The sequence below is a fragment of the Novosphingobium resinovorum genome (assembly GCF_027922145.1).
In the GTDB taxonomy this organism is placed as follows: Bacteria; Pseudomonadota; Alphaproteobacteria; order Sphingomonadales; family Sphingomonadaceae; genus Novosphingobium; species Novosphingobium resinovorum.
Genome location: NZ_BSFC01000044.1, coordinates 166,380 through 184,820 on the forward strand (window position 1 = coordinate 166,380; position 18,441 = coordinate 184,820).

Annotated in this window: 15 protein-coding genes and 1 tRNA gene; 15 read left to right on the forward strand and 1 reads right to left on the reverse strand. The window is 67.3% G+C overall.

The window, feature by feature from the left end; genetic code table 11:
* Positions 1-36: 36 nt before the first annotated feature.
* The 14 genes from ftsZ (at position 37) to PKE80_RS23485 (ending at position 15,495) form a co-directional block, all read left to right on the forward strand.
* Positions 37-1,560: a cell division protein FtsZ gene (gene ftsZ / locus PKE80_RS23420; RefSeq protein WP_271184590.1), complete on the forward strand. Its 1,524-nt coding sequence runs from the start codon at positions 37-39 to the stop codon at positions 1,558-1,560.
* 247 nt (positions 1,561-1,807) lie between these two features.
* Positions 1,808-3,760, forward strand: coding sequence for an SPOR domain-containing protein (locus PKE80_RS23425; protein ID WP_271184591.1), 1,953 nt, complete (start codon positions 1,808-1,810; stop codon positions 3,758-3,760).
* Between the two features lie 177 nt (positions 3,761-3,937).
* Positions 3,938-4,444, forward strand: a complete 507-nt coding sequence (locus tag PKE80_RS23430; protein WP_271184592.1) for a type III secretion system chaperone family protein — start codon at positions 3,938-3,940, stop codon at positions 4,442-4,444.
* 136 nt (positions 4,445-4,580) lie between these two features.
* Entirely contained in the window at positions 4,581-5,390 is an 810-nt protein-coding gene (gene proC / locus PKE80_RS23435) for a pyrroline-5-carboxylate reductase (RefSeq protein WP_271184593.1), read from the forward strand.
* A 161-nt stretch (positions 5,391-5,551) separates the two neighbouring features.
* Positions 5,552-6,298 (forward strand): Bax inhibitor-1/YccA family protein, encoded by a 747-nt coding sequence (locus tag PKE80_RS23440; RefSeq protein ID WP_008830191.1) that lies wholly within the window; start codon positions 5,552-5,554, stop codon positions 6,296-6,298.
* Positions 6,299-6,461: 163 nt separating this feature from the next.
* The gene (locus PKE80_RS23445; protein ID WP_156799823.1) at positions 6,462-7,232 is read left to right on the forward strand and encodes a hypothetical protein; all 771 of its coding nucleotides are present in this window, start codon (positions 6,462-6,464) and stop codon (positions 7,230-7,232) included.
* A 119-nt stretch (positions 7,233-7,351) separates the two neighbouring features.
* Positions 7,352-7,427, forward strand: a tRNA-Ala gene (locus PKE80_RS23450).
* A 168-nt stretch (positions 7,428-7,595) separates the two neighbouring features.
* A complete protein-coding gene (obgE, locus tag PKE80_RS23455; RefSeq protein WP_008830189.1) occupies positions 7,596-8,654 on the forward strand; it encodes a GTPase ObgE in 1,059 nt (352 codons plus the stop codon).
* A gap of 188 nt (positions 8,655-8,842) precedes the next feature.
* Positions 8,843-9,985: a glutamate 5-kinase gene (gene proB, locus PKE80_RS23460; RefSeq protein ID WP_271184594.1), complete on the forward strand. Its 1,143-nt coding sequence runs from the start codon at positions 8,843-8,845 to the stop codon at positions 9,983-9,985.
* Positions 9,982-10,920 carry an NAD-dependent epimerase/dehydratase family protein gene (locus PKE80_RS23465; protein ID WP_271184595.1) on the forward strand — a complete coding sequence of 313 codons (939 nt, stop codon included), beginning with the start codon at positions 9,982-9,984 and terminating at the stop codon, positions 10,918-10,920. Before proB ends, PKE80_RS23465 begins: the two co-directional genes overlap by 4 nt.
* 16 nt (positions 10,921-10,936) lie before the next feature.
* A complete protein-coding gene (locus tag PKE80_RS23470) occupies positions 10,937-11,911 on the forward strand; it encodes a bile acid:sodium symporter family protein (protein WP_271184596.1) in 975 nt (324 codons plus the stop codon).
* A gap of 196 nt (positions 11,912-12,107) precedes the next feature.
* The gene (locus tag PKE80_RS23475) at positions 12,108-13,280 is read left to right on the forward strand and encodes a hypothetical protein (protein WP_271184597.1); all 1,173 of its coding nucleotides are present in this window, start codon (positions 12,108-12,110) and stop codon (positions 13,278-13,280) included.
* 11 nt (positions 13,281-13,291) lie between these two features.
* Positions 13,292-14,482, forward strand: coding sequence for a sulfotransferase family protein (locus PKE80_RS23480; RefSeq protein ID WP_271184598.1), 1,191 nt, complete (start codon positions 13,292-13,294; stop codon positions 14,480-14,482).
* On the forward strand, positions 14,479-15,495 hold the full coding sequence (locus PKE80_RS23485) for an alcohol dehydrogenase catalytic domain-containing protein (RefSeq protein WP_271184599.1): 1,017 nt from the start codon (positions 14,479-14,481) through the stop codon (positions 15,493-15,495). Before PKE80_RS23480 ends, PKE80_RS23485 begins: the two co-directional genes overlap by 4 nt.
* Before the next feature lie 136 nt (positions 15,496-15,631).
* On the opposite strand, the gene PKE80_RS23490 is transcribed toward PKE80_RS23485, so the two are convergent.
* Positions 15,632-16,861 carry an MFS transporter gene (locus PKE80_RS23490; RefSeq protein ID WP_271184600.1) on the reverse strand — a complete coding sequence of 410 codons (1,230 nt, stop codon included), beginning with the start codon at positions 16,859-16,861 and terminating at the stop codon, positions 15,632-15,634.
* A 300-nt stretch (positions 16,862-17,161) separates the two neighbouring features.
* Between PKE80_RS23490 and PKE80_RS23495 the strand changes: the two genes are divergently transcribed.
* Positions 17,162-18,391, forward strand: coding sequence for a CaiB/BaiF CoA transferase family protein (locus tag PKE80_RS23495; RefSeq protein ID WP_271184601.1), 1,230 nt, complete (start codon positions 17,162-17,164; stop codon positions 18,389-18,391).
* Positions 18,392-18,441: the final 50 nt, after the last annotated feature.

An 18,441-nucleotide genomic window follows, 5' to 3' on the forward strand; every position in this document is an offset into this window, starting at 1 on the left:
AATTTTCTTCGCGCGACGTGCCTGCAGGAGAGCGAAATGAGCATTAACATCGGACCGCCGGCTATCGAGGAGCTTCGTCCTCGCATTCTCGTCATCGGCGTCGGCGGTGCGGGCGGAAACGCGATCGCCAACATGATCGGCGCCCAGATCGAGGGCGTGGACTTCGTCGTCGCCAACACCGACGCACAAGCGTTGAACAACTCGATCGCGGAAACGCGCATCCAGCTCGGCCCCGAGATCACCCAGGGCCTCGGCGCCGGTGCCCGCCCCGAAGTGGGCCGTGCGGCGGCTGAGGAAACCCGTGAGGAGCTGGAGCGCCTGCTCGACGGCGTCCACATGGTCTTCATCGCGGCCGGCATGGGCGGCGGCACCGGCACGGGTGCGGCCCCGATCATCGCGCAGGCCGCGCGCGAGAAGGGCGTCCTCACCGTGGGCGTCGTCTCCAAGCCGTTCATGTTCGAAGGCACGCGCCGCATGCGCGCCGCCGACTCGGGCATCGAGGAACTGCAGAAGCACGTCGACACGCTGATCGTCATTCCCAACCAGAACCTGTTCCTGGTGGCGAAGGCGGAAACGACCTTCAAGGAAGCCTTCACGCTCGCCGACGAAGTGCTGCAGCAGGGCGTGCGCTCGATCACCGACCTGATGATCATGCCCGGCCTCATCAACCTCGACTTCGCGGACGTCCGCTCGGTCATGGGAGAGATGGGCAAGGCGATGATGGGCACCGGTGAGGGCGAAGGCCCCAACCGCGCGCTCGAAGCCGCCGAACGCGCCATCGCCAACCCGCTGCTCGACGGCGTGTCGATGCAGGGCGCGAAGGGCGTCATCATCTCGATCATCGGCGGCGACGACATGAAGCTGCTCGAAGTCGACGAGGCCGCGAACCACATCCGCGAACTGGTCGATCCCGATGCGAACATCATCTGGGGTTCGGCGTTCAACCCGGACCTGCAGGGCAAGATCCGCGTCTCGGTGGTCGCCACCGGCATCGAGCAGACCACGGAAATGGCCGAGATCGCCTCGCGTCCGCTTAATCTCGGTGCCTCGCGCGGGATCGCCCGTCCGGCGCTGCACTCGCCGCCGCCGGCTCCAAGCTATCAGGCACCCGCCGCTCCGGCGCCGGCGCCTGCTCCGGTCGCGCAGCAGCCGGCTCCGGAGCCCGCGCCCTTCGTGGCGCCGACGCAGGCTTTCGAGCCTTCGGCGGAGCTTGAACTCGGTGCCGAGGATGAAGCGCAGGCCGCACCTGCCGCGACCTCTGGCTTCGCTGGTCTGCGTGGCATCCAGAAGGAGCCGCTTGATCTCAGCTTCGAAGCTCCGGTCGAGCCTGCTCCGGTGCCCCGCCGCACGCAGGACGAATTGCTGCTCGATGGCGGCCAGGCCGCTCCCGCACCCGCCGCGCCGCGTGCCAAGCCGGTCGGCGGCGGCAGCACTTTGTTCGAGCGCATGACCAGCCTGTCGCGCCCGCGTCCCGGCGCCGAGCCGACTGCCGGTGAGGACGATGGTGATGCGGGGTCGATCAGCATCCCACGCTTCCTGGGCCGCCAGAACAACCAGTAAGTCGTGAGAGGCGGGGCATTGCTCCGCCTCTTGCTCCTTCGGGCCGCGTCGTCGAAGGAAGTCCGTCGCAGGGCGGGCATGTTCGCTTTAGGTTCATCTGCGCCGGGCCATGGCGCCAAGGGCGCGCATCCCTGCGCGCATGGAGTCGTTCGGCATCCCGGCCGCCGTTCGACTTTCCGGTTCGTAAAGCGTCGGCAGTCGTCGTGGGGAGGGCTGCCTGAGGGTTCGGGGTACAGAGGACTTGCGGGTGGATCACTTGGTTTCGCGGTTGCTCGGCGGTGTGGCGCTGGTCGGCGCTCTCGCGAGCGCGCCGGCATTGGCGCAAGGCGCTCCTGCCGCTTCGCATCCGGTGGTTCAGGCCGTTCCCGGCGAGAACAACAAGAAGCTCGGCACCGCGCTGGCACGTCTCGGCCGCGATTCTCGCGATGTCGCGGCGTTGATCGACGCCGGTGATGCGGCGCGGGCGCTGCAGGACAATGCCGCCGCCATCGGTTTCTATCGCCGAGCCGACGAGGTCAGCGCTGGCAATCCGCGCGTACAGGCGGGGCTTGGCAGCGCCTTCGTTCACAATGGCGACCCGGTGAGCGCGATCCCATGTTTCGATGCCGCTGAGAAGGCGGGCGCCACGCCCGCGCTGATTGCGGCCGACCGAGGGCTTGCCTACGACCTTGTTGGAGATAATGCCTTAGCGCAGCGATACTATGCCGCGGCAATGACAAGCGCATCGGGCGACAAGGCGGATGAACTGCGCAGCCGCCTCGCGGTCAGCCAGGCGATCGGCGGCGACGTCGATGCCGCTTATGCGACGTTGCTGCCGCTCCTCAACAAACAGGACAAGCCGGGTTGGCGCACCCGTGCGTTTACCCTCGCGATTGCCGGCGAGCCGGACAAGGCGGTGGAGATCACCAACACGATTCTCCCCGGCCAGCTGGCGCAGAGCATAGCGCCATACTTGCGCTACATGCCACGTCTGACCAAGGCGCAGCAGGCGGCCGCCGCGAATCTCGGTCGCTTTCCGCGCGCCTCCGAGATCGGGCGCGACGATGCGCGTATCGCCGCTTACGCTCCGCCGCGCGGTTCGGCCGCCGGGGCAGGGCTGATTCCCAAGGGCGAGCCGCTCGGAGGAGCGGGCGGCATCAGGCTGGCGAAGGCCGCCCAGCCCTCGCGCACCCGCACGACGCGGACGGATACGACGCAGGCAGGGCGGCAGGTGGCAGCGTCCGCGAAATCGACGAGCCTCGCATCGGTCGATCCCGATCGCGTCGCTCCGCCCGAGCCCAAACCCGCGATCGAGCGTGATAACGGCGAATTGCCGCCGGTCGGACGCAGTTCCGAGCCTCCGAAGCTCGCGGTGGCAACGCCGGCACCGGCACTGGCACTGGCACCGCAGCCTGCGCGAACGCCGGCTGTCGCACCGACGATCCGCACCGGGCAGGCGTCGACTTCCTCGGCGTCGGCCGAGAGGCCGGCGACGCCGGGCTTCGATCTCGGTCGGCTGCCTGCGTCTCAGGCACCTGCCGCTCCGCCGCCGACCAGCACGCTCGCAGCCAGGACTCCTCCGGCAGCGCCGCTGGTCTCCACTCCCGCAAGCCCGCCCCCGGTGCCGGGACCAGGGCAGCTCTCGCTTTCCGAGATTTTCGCCGATATCGGCAAGCCGACCGTTGACGTCCTGCCGGCGTCGGGTGCGGTCGACATCCGGCTGATTACTCCGGCTGCTCCGCCGCCACCCCGCGTCCAGTTGCCCAAGGTCGAAGAGGCCAAGCCCGTCGAAACGGATGCTCCGGCTACGGAGGTCAAGGACGCCAAGGCCTCGAAGGCGAAGACTGCCGCTGCCAGGGCCGCCGAGGCGAAAGCCAAGGCCAAGGCGGATGCCGAGGCCAAGGCGAAGGCCGAGGCGGCGGAAAAGGCGAAGAAGCCAACGCATCCCAGCCGCATCTGGGTTCAGATCGGGGTCGGGCGGGACAAGAGCGCCATCGCTTTCGACTGGCGGCGCTATACGCGTGAAAATGCGGCGTTGCTCAAGGGGCGTAGCCCTTACGTCAGCGAGATGGGCCGGACCAATCGCGTCCTGATCGGTCCTTTCGCGACACAGAAGGCGGCAAGTGCGTTCCTTGCCGACGCGAAGAAGCAGGGCTTCTCAGATGCATTGCCCTGGACCAGCCCGGCGGGACAGGTCGTGGATCCGCTTTCGGCCAAGTAATTCTGCGGGTTATGGGGCTTTGTCGGAGCCTTGTGTTAACGTGCATTCATATTTATCCACACGCTGTGAACAGGCTTGTGCAGTTATGCGCAGGCGATATCGGCGCGTGGATTGTGCTTCCCTACCTGCAGGCAGCATCCATGCACCCGTATTCTCGGAGGGCTGATGTCGCAGATTATGAGGACCGTTCAGGACGATATCGACCGGGACGACGAGGCTGCCCCCGTGGAAATGCTCGCCTCGCTTTTCGAAGCGCGCGACTGGCCCTTCGAATATGCCGGTGAGGACGAGATCTCGGCCGAGATCAAGGGCGCCTGGGCGACGTACCAGTTGCAGGCGATCTGGCGCCCGGAGGACCGGGTGCTGCAACTCCTGTGCCTTCCCGACATCCGCGTGGCCGATGCCAAGCGTTCCGCCGTGTTCGAGGCGCTGGCGCTCATCAACGAGCAGGTCTGGCTGGGGCACTTTGACATGTGGTCGAACGGCGGCGTCGTGCTCTATCGCCATGGGCTGATGCTCGGGCCGGACGGGCTGCTCGGACCGGGGCAGGCACAGATGGTGGTCGAGGCCGCGATCGAGGAATGCGACCGCTTCTACCCGGTGTTCCAGTTCATCCTGTGGGGCGACAAGACCCCGTCCGAAGCACTCGCGGCGGCCCTGGTGGACGCGGCCGGGGAAGCCTGACCCCTCGTCACTGCGTTTCGCAGCATGGTTGGCTATGCCGCCTGTTGGTCCCGCTGCGCATGGCACGCATGGCCCTTGTGGCCTGTGATCGGCTCGCCTAAGTCGCGACCCGATCCAGTTTCGAGGGAATATGCGCATGGACCGGTTTCAGAACATCCTGCTCGTGGGCTGCGGCAACATGGCAGGGGCCATGCTGACGGGCTGGCTGGCGGGCGGCATTCCGGCCTCGCGCTTCACCGTCGTCGATCCGCACCGCGAGAGCGTGCCTGAAGGTGTCGCGCTGCTGTCCGAACTGCCTGCGGAAGGCCGCTTCGATGCGGTGATGCTGGGGGTCAAGCCGCAGGGCCTCGACGCTGTCGCAACGTCGGTGGGGGCGCTCGTCGGCCGTGAGACCGTGCTGTTCTCGATCCTCGCGGGTGTCGAATTCGACAGTCTTGCGGCGCGCTTCCCGCAGGCCGGCGCGCTGGTGCGGATCATGCCGAACCTCGCGGCCGCCATCGGCAAGTCGCCGATCGCACTCGACGCGCGCGGTCTCGACGAGACCGGCCGCGCGGCGGTGACGGCGCTGATGCAGCCGCTCGGCACGCCCGAGTGGCTGGCGGGCGAGCATCTGTTCGACGCGGTCACCGCGCTGGCCGGCTGCGGCCCGGCGTTCGTCTATCGCTTTATCGATTCTCTTGCCGCAGGCGCGGTGGCGCTCGGTCTGGATGCGGGCCAGTCGCAGCGGCTGGCGCTCGCGATGGTCGAAGGGGCGGCGCAGCTCGCCGGCGCTTCCGAGTTCTCGCCGGGCGAACTGGCGGACAAGGTCGCCAGCCCGGGCGGTTCGACCCGCGCGGGTATGAACGTGCTGGACGAGGGCGGCGCGCTGGCCGGCGTTCTGCTCGAAGCGATGACCGCCTCGCGCGATCGCAATGCCGAGATGGCAGCCGAGGCCCGGCGCGGCTGATCGTCGTGGTTTGAAGCCGGAGCCAAGAAGAAATAGGTCCGTTTTACACTTTGTCACAAATGGCGCGGGCCGGTTCTTCTTGAAACTTTCGCGTTCGAGCGCGATATTCCCTCCTGAGCGGGACCGCATTTGGCTGGCTTCTCCGCTAAAGGGAGTTTGAAATGGCGAATTGGAACGACCCCCAGCCCCGTCAGGGCTTCGGTGCGTCTCCGAGCCGTGACGGCAGCGATCTCGGTCGCACCGCCGGCCGGACCGCTTACGATGCGGGTCTGCGTCGGCACATGCTGTCGATCTACAACTACATGGCCTCGGGCGTGCTGCTTTCGGGCATCGTCGCGATGCTCTTCGCGCCTTACGCGATCGCTATGATGCAGTCGCCGATCAAGTGGCTGGTCATGCTGGCCCCGCTCGGCTTCGTCTTCGCGATCAGCGGCGGCGCGCAGCGCTTCAGCGAAGGCACGCTGAAGGTGCTCTACTGGGCTTTCGCGGCCGTGATGGGCGTATCGCTCTCGACGATCTTCGTGATTTACACGGCGACCTCGATCGCGACCACGTTCTTCGCGACGGCGGCGGCTTTCGCGGGCCTCAGCCTCTACGGTTACACCACGAAGAAGGACCTGTCGGGCTTCGGCACCTTCCTGATCATGGGAGTGGTCGGCATCCTGATCGCCTCGCTGGTGAACATCTTCGTGGGTTCGAGCGTGCTGCAGCTGGCGATCTCGATCCTCGGTGTGCTGATCTTCGCTGGGTTGACCGCCTATGACACGCAGATGCTCAAGAACCAGTACTACCACCTGCGCGGCACGGATTTCGTCGGCAAGGCCGTGATCCTCGGCGCGCTGAGCTTGTACCTGGACTTCATCAACATGTTCCAGTTCCTGCTGAGCTTCCTCGGCCAGCGGGACTAAGGGCGGCGGTTAATCGCAACCGGAATGGAGATAATTTTCCTCCGAAGCGATTAATCCACAGTGCAGTTTCACCTAAGCATGATGCCCGGTGCGTTTTATCGCACCGGGCATTTGCTTTATGACTCAGCGGGGTTAGACCGTTTGCCGCGATGGAGAACGATGCGTGTACCGAGGGCTTGAGATGATCGACAACGGGCAGGGGCGTCGTCGCCTTTCCTTGCTGGCGGGCTCGGCGGTGGCCGTCACGCTTGCCGCGCTGGCAGGCTGTGCGAAGCCGCCTCCGCCCCCGCCACCCCCGCCGCCGGTCGTGGTGATCCCGCCGATGCCGACGCCGCCGATGGGCGCGCCGCTCGAAATGAGGGTTCCGGCCAAGGCAGAGGATGGCACGCGCCAGACCGTGAATTATGGGATTTCCACGTCGCAGACGATCTGGAACTTCCGCTCGGCCTATAACGTGGCTGCGCTCAACTGCGTCGAGGTTCAGTTCACCCCGATCCTTGAGGGCTACAAGCGTTTCCTGAAGGTCTACGACAAGTCGCTCGACCGTGCGAGCAAGGAAATCGACGCGAGCTTCCGCACGCAGCATTCCGGTCGCGCCGCGATCGTCGCGCGCGAGACCTACCAGACGCAGGTCTACAACTTCTTCTCGCTGCCGCCGGTGGACTCCAGCTTCTGCCAGGCAGCGATGGAAGTGAGCGCCGAATTGAACACGGTGGAGCCGAGCCAGTTCGACAACTGGTCCTACACCGGCCTCGCCAAGCTCGAGGCGCCGTTCAAGGCGTTCTTCGATGCTTATGACCAGTACCGCGCCGATCTGGCCGCATGGCAATCGCGCTACGGATCGAACGGCCTCATCACCGTGCGCCCGAATGCGGAGCAGGTCATGGCCCAGCCCGTCGTCCAGCCTCAGGCGAGCGTGCCGCAGGCACAGTGACGTCGGCAGTGGGCGCGAGAATCTTCGCGCCCGCCCATTTTTTCTCTTCCGCGCGGGAGGCGTCTTCGCTAAGGGGACGCTCCCGAGCGCGGTGACGCAATCGGACTTGATACTGGAACGGGGCCGTAGCTCAGCTGGGAGAGCGCGTCGTTCGCAATGACGAGGTCAGGGGTTCGATCCCCCTCGGCTCCACCAGTATCGCGCAATTCAGGCGTGTCCGGACGAACCGGGCATCACCCGGCCCGAGACACGGCCGGGTTTTTTGTTTATCTGCGGCCAGCGGCGTTCAGCGGAGGGAAAACCTCCGGCGACCGGGACCGGTCGCGAAAGGGCGCTTCATCAGCGCTGGAAGCGATAGGACCGATGCATTTTCTCGACCAGGCCAAGATCTACGTGCGTGCAGGCGGCGGTGGCCCCGGTGCGGTCAGCTTCCGGCGTGAGAAGTACGTCGAGTACGGCGGCCCCAACGGCGGCAACGGCGGCAAGGGCGGCGACATCATCTTCGAAGCCGTGCCCGGCCTCAACACGCTGATCGACTTCCGCTATACCCAGCACTTCAAGGCCCCGCGCGGCGGCCACGGCATGGGCCAGAACCGCAACGGTGCGGCGGGCAAGGACCTGGTCATCAAGGTGCCGATCGGCACTCAGGTCATCGCCGACGACGAAGGGCGCGACACCGTGCTGCTCGACCTCACCGAGCCGGGCCAGCGCGTCACCTTCATCGAAGGCGGCATGGGCGGGCGCGGGAACGCCAGCTACAAGACCAGCACCAACCGCGCTCCGCGCCAGCACCAGCCCGGCATGCCGCCGATCGAGCAGTGGGTGTGGCTGCGCCTCAAGCTGCTGGCCGACGTCGGCCTCGTCGGCATGCCCAACGCGGGCAAGTCCACCTTCATCAACGCGCTGTCGAACGCCAAGGCGAAGGTCGGCGACTACGCCTTCACAACCCTGCGTCCGCAGCTCGGCGTCGTCATGCACAAGCACCGCGAGTTCGTGCTGGCCGACATTCCCGGCCTGATCGCAGGCGCGGCGGACGGCGCGGGGATCGGCGATCGCTTCCTCGGCCACATCGAACGCTGCCGCGTGCTGGTCCACCTCATCGACATCTCCAACACCGATCCGGTGGAGGCGATGCAGGTCGTCGAGGAGGAACTGGAAGCCTACAGCGAGTTGCTGGCCGACAAGCCCCGCCTCGTCGCGCTGAACAAGGTCGATCTGGTCGATGACGCACTGGCGGAGGAATACGCCAAGGAACTGCTCAAGGCCGGCGCGGACGAAGTGTTCCCGATTTCCGGCGCGACGGGCAAGGGCATGCCGCGCCTGCTCGACGCGGTGATCGACTACCTTCCGGCCGCCACCGTGACCGAACGTCCCACCGGCGAGCGCGAAGAGGCTGACGACACGCCCTGGTCGCCGATCTGACGGGTTGAAGGCCCACCCCCGGCCCCTCCCGCAAGCGGGAGGGGAGAAGAGGGGTTTCGCCCTCTCGCTTGCGGGAGGGCCGCGAGACTTGCCGAGCCTCAGGCGAGGTTAGTCGCAGCGGGGTGGGCATCGCCGCCCAACCTTGCGCTTTCCTCAACTGCACCTTTCCCCTAGAGGCTGGCACGCCCATGCCTATTGCCCGACTCTCAGACCTCGCCGATTCCTCCCTTGCGCCGCGCCTTGTCATCAAGGTGGGTTCGGCGCTGCTCGTCGGGCCGGAGGGCGTCCGACGCGCATGGATCACGCAGCTGGTGGCCGAGATCGCCGAGGCGCGCGGGCGGGGGCAGGACGTGATCGTCGTCTCCTCGGGCGCGATCGCGCTGGGCGCGGCGACGCTGGGGCTGGAGAAGGGGGGGCGCGGCAGCCTCGCCGACGCGCAGGCCAGCGCCGCCGTCGGCCAGATCGCGCTTTCGGGCCTCTGGGCCGAGCTTCTGGGCGCGCACGGCATCACCGCCGCGCAGATGCTGCTGACACTGGAGGATCTGGAGGACCGCCGCCGTTACCTCAACGTCACGGCCACGCTGAGCCGCCTGCTCGATGCGGGCGCGGTGCCGGTCATCAACGAGAACGATTCGGTGGCGACCCAGGAAATCCGCTTCGGCGACAACGACCGCCTCGCCGCGCGCGTGGCGCAGGCCGCGCAGGCGAGTGCGGTGGTGCTGCTTTCCGACATCGACGGCCTCTACGATCGCCACCCCAAGCAGCCCGGTGCGAAGATGATCCCGGTGGTCGAGGGTGTCACCGCCGAGGTGCGGGCGATGGCCAGCACCGAATCGAATTCCGGCATGGGCTCGGGCGGCATGGTCTCCAAGCTGCAGGCGGCCGAGATCGCGGAACTGGCGGGCATCTGCCTTGTCATCGGCAACGGCCAGCACGAACGCCCGGTGGCGCGCATCGTGGGCGCCAAGGATCGGGAGGGCATCGGCACCCTGTTCGTGCCCCGACGCAAGGCCGCCGCGCGCAAGGCGTGGCTGGGCGGCCGCCTGCGTCTCAAGGGTGAGATCGTGGTGGACGACGGTGCCGCTGCGGCACTCGGGCGCGGGTCCAGCCTGCTCGCCAAGGGCATCACGGCGGTCGAGGGCGTGTTCTCGCGCGGCGATCCCGTCGCCATCGTCGACGGCGCGGGCAAAGTGCTCGCCCATGGCCTTTCCGAATACGACGCCGCCGAATGCGCCGCCATCGTCGGCCTGCATTCGAGCGAGCAGGAACAGGTGCTCGGCTATTCGCCGCGCTCCGCTGTGGTCCACCGCGACCAGATGGTGCTGAAATGAACCGCCGCCGCACTCTCATCGACCGCCCGGTCATCGCGCTGACCGGCGCCACCGGCTTCGTCGGACAGGCCGTTCTGGAAGCGGCCATCGAGGCTGGCTTCGCCGTGCGCGCACTCACCCGCCGCAGCCAGCCCGAGCGCGAGCATGTCGACTGGATCGGCGGCGAGCTGGGCAATCCCGCCTCGCTGGTCGAACTGGTGCGCGGGGCCGAGGCGGTGATCCACGTCGCGGGCGTCGTCAACGCGCCCGATGCGGCCGGGTTCGAGGCTGGCAACGTCACCGGCACCCTCAACCTCATCGAAGCGACCGTGGGCGAGGGCGTGCGGCGCTTCGTCCATGTCTCCTCGCTCTCCGCGCGCGAGCCGGAACTGTCGGCCTACGGCGCTTCCAAGGCGCGGGCCGAGAAGATCGTCATGGCCAGCCCGCTTGACTGGACCATCGTGCGCCCGCCCGCGATCTACGGCCCGCGGGACAAGGAGATGTTCGAGCTGTTCCGCGTGGCGCGCTGGGGCTTCATCCCGATGCCGAAGCAGGGCCGCGCCTCGATGATCCATGTCGACGATCTGGCGCGGCTGCTCGTCGCGCTGGAGCCGGGCGGGCTGTCGGTGACCGGCAAGGTCTTCGAGCCGGATGACGGCAAACCGCAGGGGTGGGAGCATTTCGAACTCGGCCTCGCGATCGGCTGGGCGCTGGGCAAGCGGCCGCGCGTGATCGGGCTGTCTCCGGTGATGCTCCACCGGGCTGCGCGCATCGACAATTTTTTGCGCGGCCCCCGTGCAAAAATGACGCTCGACCGCGCCGCCTACATCAGCCATCCGGACTGGGTGGTCTCGCCCGAGGCCGTGCCGCCGGGCAAGCTCTGGCGTCCCCGCATCGAGACGCGCGAAGGGCTGAAGGCCACGGCGCAATGGTATCGTGAGCACAAGTGGCTCTGAAGAGGTAACGCCCCGCATGAACCGCCTGCTCGCCCGCCTGAACATCGACCCATTCCTGCTGATGCTGCTGGGCACGGTGGCGCTGGCGACGGTGCTGCCGGCGCAGGGCGTGTGGGCGACGATCGCGGGCGGGGTGGCGGATGCGGGCATTGCGCTGCTGTTTTTCCTCCATGGCGCCAAGCTCTCGCGCGAGGCGATCCTCGATGGCGCCAAGGCGTGGAAGCTGCACCTGACGGTGGGCGCGACGACCTTCTTGCTGTTCCCGATCATCGGCCTTGGCGTGCGGGCGATCCCTGGTATCGAGCCTTCGCTGGCGACGGGCGTGCTGTTCCTGACACTGTTGCCCTCCACCGTGCAGTCCTCGATTGCCTTCACCGCGATCGCCGGGGGCAATGTCGCGGCGGCGGTGGTCAGCGCCTCGTTCTCGAACCTTGCGGGCATCTTCATTACCCCGCTGCTGACGGCGCTGTTCATTACCGGCCGGAGCCATGGGTTCTCGACGGACCCGATCATCGACATCTCGGTGCAGTTGCTGCTGCCGTTCCTGGCGGGGCATTTCCTGCGCCCGTGGATCGGCGGTTTCGTGACCCGCAACAAGAAGGTGCTGGGCTACGTCGACCGCAGCTCGATCCTGCTGGTGGTCTACACCGCGTTCGGCGCGGCGGTGCTCGAAGGGCTGTGGCACAAGGTGACGGTGGGTGAACTGGCGCTGATCGCGGCGATTTCGCTGGGCGTGCTGGCGGTGGTGATGGTGGTGTCGAGCTTCGTTGGGAAGGCCATGGGCTTCTCGCGCGAGGACAGGATCGTGCTGCTGTTCTGCGGCTCGAAGAAGAGCCTCGCGACTGGGGTGCCGCTAGCGGGCGTGCTGTTCCCGGCGGCGCAGGTGGGGGCGATCATCCTGCCGCTGATGTTCTTCCACCAGATCCAGCTGATGGTCTGCGCCGTGCTCGCACGCCGGTTCGCGGCGGCGGAGGAAAAGGCGGCAGGCTGACCGGCCGCCGCTTTTCGTCCCGTCACCTCTCGTCATTGCGAGCGTAGCGAAGCAATCTAGGGCCGCGTAAACCGCCCTGGATTGCTTCGCTACGCTCGCAATGACGAAGAAAGGGGGGCTGAATTCGCCCGGGCGATGGGCCGCATCTCGTCAATCTAGATAGTGCGTACTATCAAATCGGCAGGGAGAGCCTGCCATGCACATCGAACCTGCCATCCTGCCCTATCTCGCCGACCTCGAAGGCGCGGTCGCGAACCTTGCGGAGACCTGGCGGCCTGACGATCCGGCCTACTGTGCCGACGTCTACCGCCAGACCATGGCGAGCCTGTCCTATTCCTACTTCATGTACTTCCACGCCGATGCCGAACATCCGGACTGGGCGCCGCTGTGGAACCCGGTCTACACGCTCCAGCCCAACCCGGACGACATCTACACGCAGTCGCCGATCCGGGGCGACCTGACCTACCGCGTTTCCGGCAACCGGGGGACATGCCGCATCCTGTCGTTCACCACGCAGGCCGCGCTGTCGGGCACGGTGGACGCCATGCCGCGCCCCAATGGCCACAACGAGTGCGACACCAACGACCTCGGCATCGCTCTGGGCGAGGACTTCTCCATCGTGTTCAGCGCCGAGCGGCCCGCCGGATACGAGGGCCACTGGGCGCCGATCGACCGCTCCGCGCGCGGCATGTTCACCCGCTTTCGCATGTACCACTGGGAGCGCGAGGTGGACCCGGTGCTGTCGATCGAATGCCTCGACCCGGTGCCGCCCAAGCCGCGCCTCGCGCCCGAGGAAATCCTGCGCCGCATCGGCGAGATGGCGAAGCTGCCGCGCCGCAAGACCGACCTATACTACCCCATGCAGAACGGGGTGAAGGACCGTGTCGGCTTCAACGTGTTCGAGCCGGTGCGCTATCCCGGTGCGCTGGTGAAGCAGACCTACTGGCCCGCCTGCTTCCAGCTGGAAGACGACGAGGCGCTGATCATCGAGACCGAGATTCCCGCCCGCGCGCCCTACTGGAACGTGCAGCTCAACGACCCGTACTTCAACGCGCTGGAATATGTTTACCGCCTCAGCAGCACCAACGGCGCGATGGCGCGGCTGTCGAGCGACGGGAAGTTCCGCGCCGTCATCGCGCTGACCGATCCGGGGGTGCCCAACTGGCTCGACCCCGCAGGCTACAACGAAGGCGGCATCTACGGCCGCTGGTACGATTGCGACAGCGAGCCGGTGCCCACGATCACCCGCGTCAGGCTGGCGGAGCTGCGCTCCCATCTGCCCGAGGACACTCCCGTGGTCACCCCGGCCGAGCGCTCCGAGGAGATCCGCCGCCGCGTCGCCGCGTGCCAGCGGCGGCGGCGCTGGTGAGAGGCTGAGCGATGGACCTCGGCTACGATCCGCCCGAAACCTTCCGCCATGCGCTCGGCCAGTTGCACGATACCGTCATCGCCGAGACCGGTAGTGACGATTTCGGTCCGGCCGACTACCTGCCGGGCCTCACCGTGCTGTTGCAGTCGATGGACTACGACCCGCGCTTTTCCGAACAGGGCAGGCGCGCGGCATGGGGCATGGTCGTCGGCGTGCTGCGCGGGCGGGCGCAGGCCGTGGCGGCGATGAAGGCGAACCCCGGCTTCGATGCGGCCCCGGTGCTGTCGCCGGTGGTCATCACCGGGGTGCCGCGCACAGGGACGACGGCGCTGCACCGGCTGCTCGCGGTCGATCCGCGCTTTCAGGGGCTGCAGACGTGGCTGCTCGACAGCCCGATGCCGCGCCCGCCGATGGCGCGCTGGGCGGAGTATCCGCAGTATCGCAAGACCCTCGCCGGGCTGGATGCGCAGTATACGGCGCTCCCCGATGCCAGGGCCGCGCATTTCCGCGCTGCCGAGGAAGTCCACGAATGCTGCATGCTGCTGCGGCAGTCTTTCGTCTCGAACTTGTGGTCGTGCGGCTGGTCGGCGGCGACTTACGATGCGTGGTGGCAGTGCCAGAGCGAGGCGGCGGCCTATTCCCACTTCGCGCGGTGCGTCCGGCTGATCGGCATGAATGATGCGGGCAAGCGCTGGCTGCTCAAGAACCCCGGCCATATCGCGCATCTCGACCTGCTGCTGGCGGTGTTCCCCGACGCCCGCGTGATCCAGACTCACCGCGATCCGGGCAAGGCGGTGCCGAGCCTCGTCTCGCTGCTGATGAACATGAACGGGCTGATGGAGCCCGACCGCAAGCAGCAGCGCGCGGAAAACCTGCTGCGCCGCGAAGTCGCCAAGTGGGCCAATGCGGTGGAGAAGTGCGAGGCGGTGCGCGCGCGGCATCCGGGTCAGGTGCTCGATGTGGTCCACACCGATTTCCACGCCCGCCCGATGGAGACGGTGGAGGCGATCTATCGCTTCATCGGCATGGACATTCCCGAGGAAACTCGCGCCGCCTTGCAGCACCGGATCGAGGAGAAGCCCGAACTCAGCCACGGCGTCCACCGCTATTCCATCACCGACTACGGTATGACCGCCGATGAGGCGCGCGAGCCGTTTCGCGCTTACATAGAGCGCTACGACCTGCTGGAGACGCGGGCATGAAGGCGGCGATCTATCCCGGCAGCGGCCGGCCGATCGTGATCGAGACGATCGCCGACCCCGAGCCCGGCCCCGGCGACCTGCTGATCCGCGTGGACCGCTGCGGCATCTGCGGCACCGACCTTGCGATGACGAGGGGCGGCGCGTGGGACTTCGGCGCCGGTGTCCAGTTCGGGCACGAGTTCGCCGGAACCGTGGTCGAGGTCGGCCGCGGGGTCGAGGGCTGGAAGGTCGGCGATCCGCTGGCGGTGCTGCCCTCGGTCGCCTGCGGGCAGTGCGAGACCTGCCGTGCGCACGGCAACAACGTGCTGTGCCGGGAGAGTCCCGCGCGGGCCTCGGTCGGCTTCGCGCAATACGCGCGGATACCGGCTAGCGTCGCCACTCCGCTGCCGAAGACGCTCTCCATGGCCGACGGGGCGCTGATCGAACCCTTGGCGATCAGCCTTTACGGCACGCAGATGGCGCGAATCCGGCCGGGCGAGCGGGTGCTGGTGCTCGGCGGCGGGACGGTGGCGCTCTACGCGATCTGGTGGGCGCGGCGGCTGGGAGCGGGGCGGGTGACCGCGATGTCGCGCTCGTCGCGGCGGCGGGACTTGTGCCTGCAGATGGGGGCGGACGCCTTCGTCGCCTTCGGGGACAACGAGGCGGGCGAAGTCGTCGAGGCGCTGGGCGGTGCACCGCAGGTGGTGCTGGAAGGCGTGGGCGCGCCGGGGATGCTTGGCCGCGCGGTCCAGCACGCTGCGCCGTTCGGGCGGATCGTCAGCCTGGGGTTCTGCACCGCGCCCGACCCGGTGATCCCGGCGATCGCGAGCTACAAGTGCGTGTCGATGCACTTCGCCGTCGGCTATTCCATGCGGGAGTTTCTTTTCATCGCCGACCTTCTGGGACGCGGCCATGTCCATGCCGATCCCAAGGCGATCGTCACCGACACCATCGCCTTGGAGCAGTTGCCTGCGATGTTCGAGACCCTGCGCGGCCCGAATGCGGAAACCAAGGTCCACGTGCGCTGCCAGTGATCGCGTCACCCTGAATCGTCATTGCGAGCGCAGCGAAGCAATCCAGGGCAGTCTTGAGCCGCTCTGGATTGCTTCGCTGCGCTCGCAATGACGAAGGGTGGTTTCATCGTGCTTTTAAGGAACACCCGCGACGACGTCAGGCCGGCACCGGCTCTCCCGACGCGTCTTCTTCTTCCTGTGGTTCCTTCCGCAGCGTCAGCAGCAGGAACGCGCCCATCACGACCGCAGTGCCCACCGTCACCAGGAACGTGTCGAAACTGCCGGTCCGCGCCAGCGTCCAGCTCAGCAGTGCTGCTCCCGAAGCAGCCGCCAGCGAGCACACCCCCGTCAGCAGCCCGAGCACGCTGGAATAGATTCGCGTCCGGAAGTGCCGCGCGACGAGGAAGGCGAGGATATCCCCTTCCGCCCCCACCGCGAAGCCGAGGCTGAAGATCGCCGCGGTCACCACCGCCGGCGCGTCCCAGCTGCTCGCCAGCACGAACAGCCCGAGCCCAGGCAGAGCCAGCATCACGAACGAGACCACCTGCGGCGCGAAGCGGTCGAGCGCCACCCCGGTCACGAAGCGGCCAAGCAGCATCCCCACCGCCAGTGCGGTGAACATGATCGAGGCGCCTTCGCCGCTGATTCCCTGGTCGAGCACCAGCATCTTGAGCTGCACGAGAATCAGCGTCAGTGGCAGGTTGCACAAGTACATCGCGCCGAACAGAATCCAGAACGCCCGCTCGCCGAAGATCTCGGGGTAGTCGTCGCGCGCGCGGCGCTTGGGCGCGGTGACGAGGGCCGCATGCGCTCGCCCGCTGGGGATGAGCAGGAACACGACGATGCCGGTGAGCACCGTGAACAGCGCCAGCATCCGGTACGTCGCCGACCAGCCGTGCGCCTCGACGAACTCGTTGATGACCGGCCCGCCGATCGCGGCGAACAGGGCCGGGCCGCAGGCGACGATCGCAAGGCCGAGGCCGCGCGCGTGCTCGACATGCTGCACCACGAGGCGGGTGTAGACCGTCGCGGTCGTCGTCACGCAAATGATGCTCTGGAAGATGAAGATCGCCAGATAGGCCTCGAACGAGCCGCCGATGAGGCTGAAGCCCAGCATCGTCAGCGGCATGGCGACGATCCCGATCAGCGCGGTCAGCTTGACGCCGAAGAGGTCGGCGAGGCGGCCGATGAAGGGCATCGACAGCGCCGTCAGCATCCCCAGCATGCCGGTCATCGCGAACTGCGCCTTGGACCACCCGGCATCGGCGACGAGCGAGGGCGCGATCGCGCTGGTGACGGTGCCGATGATTGACATGCCCGTACCCATGCCCAGCGTCGCCGCCAGCAGCGGGCGCCATGCGGCACCGATTTCCGATAGATAGCGCAAGGTCAGGTCTCTCCGGGGCGATTTTCGTTATGCCCGCCAGCTTGCCACCGGACCGGCCGGGGCAAAAGCGCAGGACCGCCCCGCACGGGCTATTTCACGCCGGGGCAATCGGAAATCGCCCGAGCGTTGGTTGTCGGTGCAGTCGTCATTGCGAGCGCAGCGAAGCAATCCAGCGCGGTTTACGCAGCTCTGGATTGCTTCGCTGCGCTCGCAATGACGAGCCTGAGGGAATTGACCAAGCGATTGCTTCGAATATATCTCGCAGCTATCTTCAGCCTCGCAGATGAAAGGGAGAAGAGGATGTTCGCGACGCAGGTATTCAAGGGTGTGCGGGTGCTGGAGCTGGCGCAGTTCGTCTTCGTACCGGCCGCAGGCGCGGTGATGGCGGACCTTGGCGCGGACGTGATCAAGGTCGAGATGACCGAGGGCGACCCGTACCGCCGCCTAAAGATCACCGACGGGCGCCAGACCGCCTCGGCCAACCTTGCGATGGAGCTGAACAACCGGAACAAGCGCTCGGTGGCGATCGACCTCAAGACAGAGGAGGGCCGCGAATTGCTGCTGCGGCTGGTCGAGACCGCCGACGTGTTCCTGACCTCCATCCGCCCGGCGGCGCTGCGGCGGCTGGGGCTGACGCTTGACGTGCTGCGCGCGCGCAATCCGCGTATCATCTACGCCCACGGCAACGGGCTCGGCTTCCGGGGCGAGCAGGCGGACCGTGCGGGCTACGATGCCTCGTGCTTCTGGGCGCGGGGTGGTTTCGGGCACATGCTTTCGGTGCCGGGACAGCGGCCGACGCGCCCGCGCCCGGCGCTGGGCGATCATGCGGGTGCGATGAACGTCGCCTTCGGGATCGCCAGCGCCCTGTTCCATCGCGAGCGCACCGGGGACGCGACGAGCGTGGAAGTCTCGCTGCTGTCCTCGGCGATGTGGATCCTCTCGGCCGACGTGACGATGGGGGCGGCCCTCTCGGACGAGCAACTGGCGAAGCTGGCGAACCCCGGCCGCCATGCCCTGACCAGCGCCTACCAGACGGCCGATGGGCGCTACCTGCAACTCATGTTCCTCGATCCCGAGCGCTACTGGCCCGAACTGTGCCGCCGCCTCGACCGCGAAGCGCTGCTGCAGGACGCCCGCTTCGCTTCGGCCGACAGCCGGGTGGAGCATGGCGAGGCGCTGCTCGAGGCATTGGACGAGGCCTTCGCCGCGCGGACTCTCGACGAATGGCGCGGCGTGTTCGCGGGCTGGGATGCGCCGTGGGAGGTCGTGCAGAACTTGCGCGAACTCGTCACCGATCCGCAGGGGGCGGCGAACGATTCGCTTTTCGATGTGGTGGTGGAGGACGGCACTCCGGTCACCGTGGTCTCGGGGCCGGTGTCGTTCGGGGGTAGCCCGCTGCCGCCCGCGCCGCGCCGTGCGCCGACGATGGGGCAGGATACCGCGCAAATCCTTGCCGAACTGGGCCTGTCCGATGCGCAGATCGAGGGCTGGGCGCAGAGCGGTGTGGTGGCCGGAATCGGCCGAGGCTGAAGGCCGTTTTGCCGCCCTCCTAGGTGAACCACCGGGGAGGGCGTTGGAAG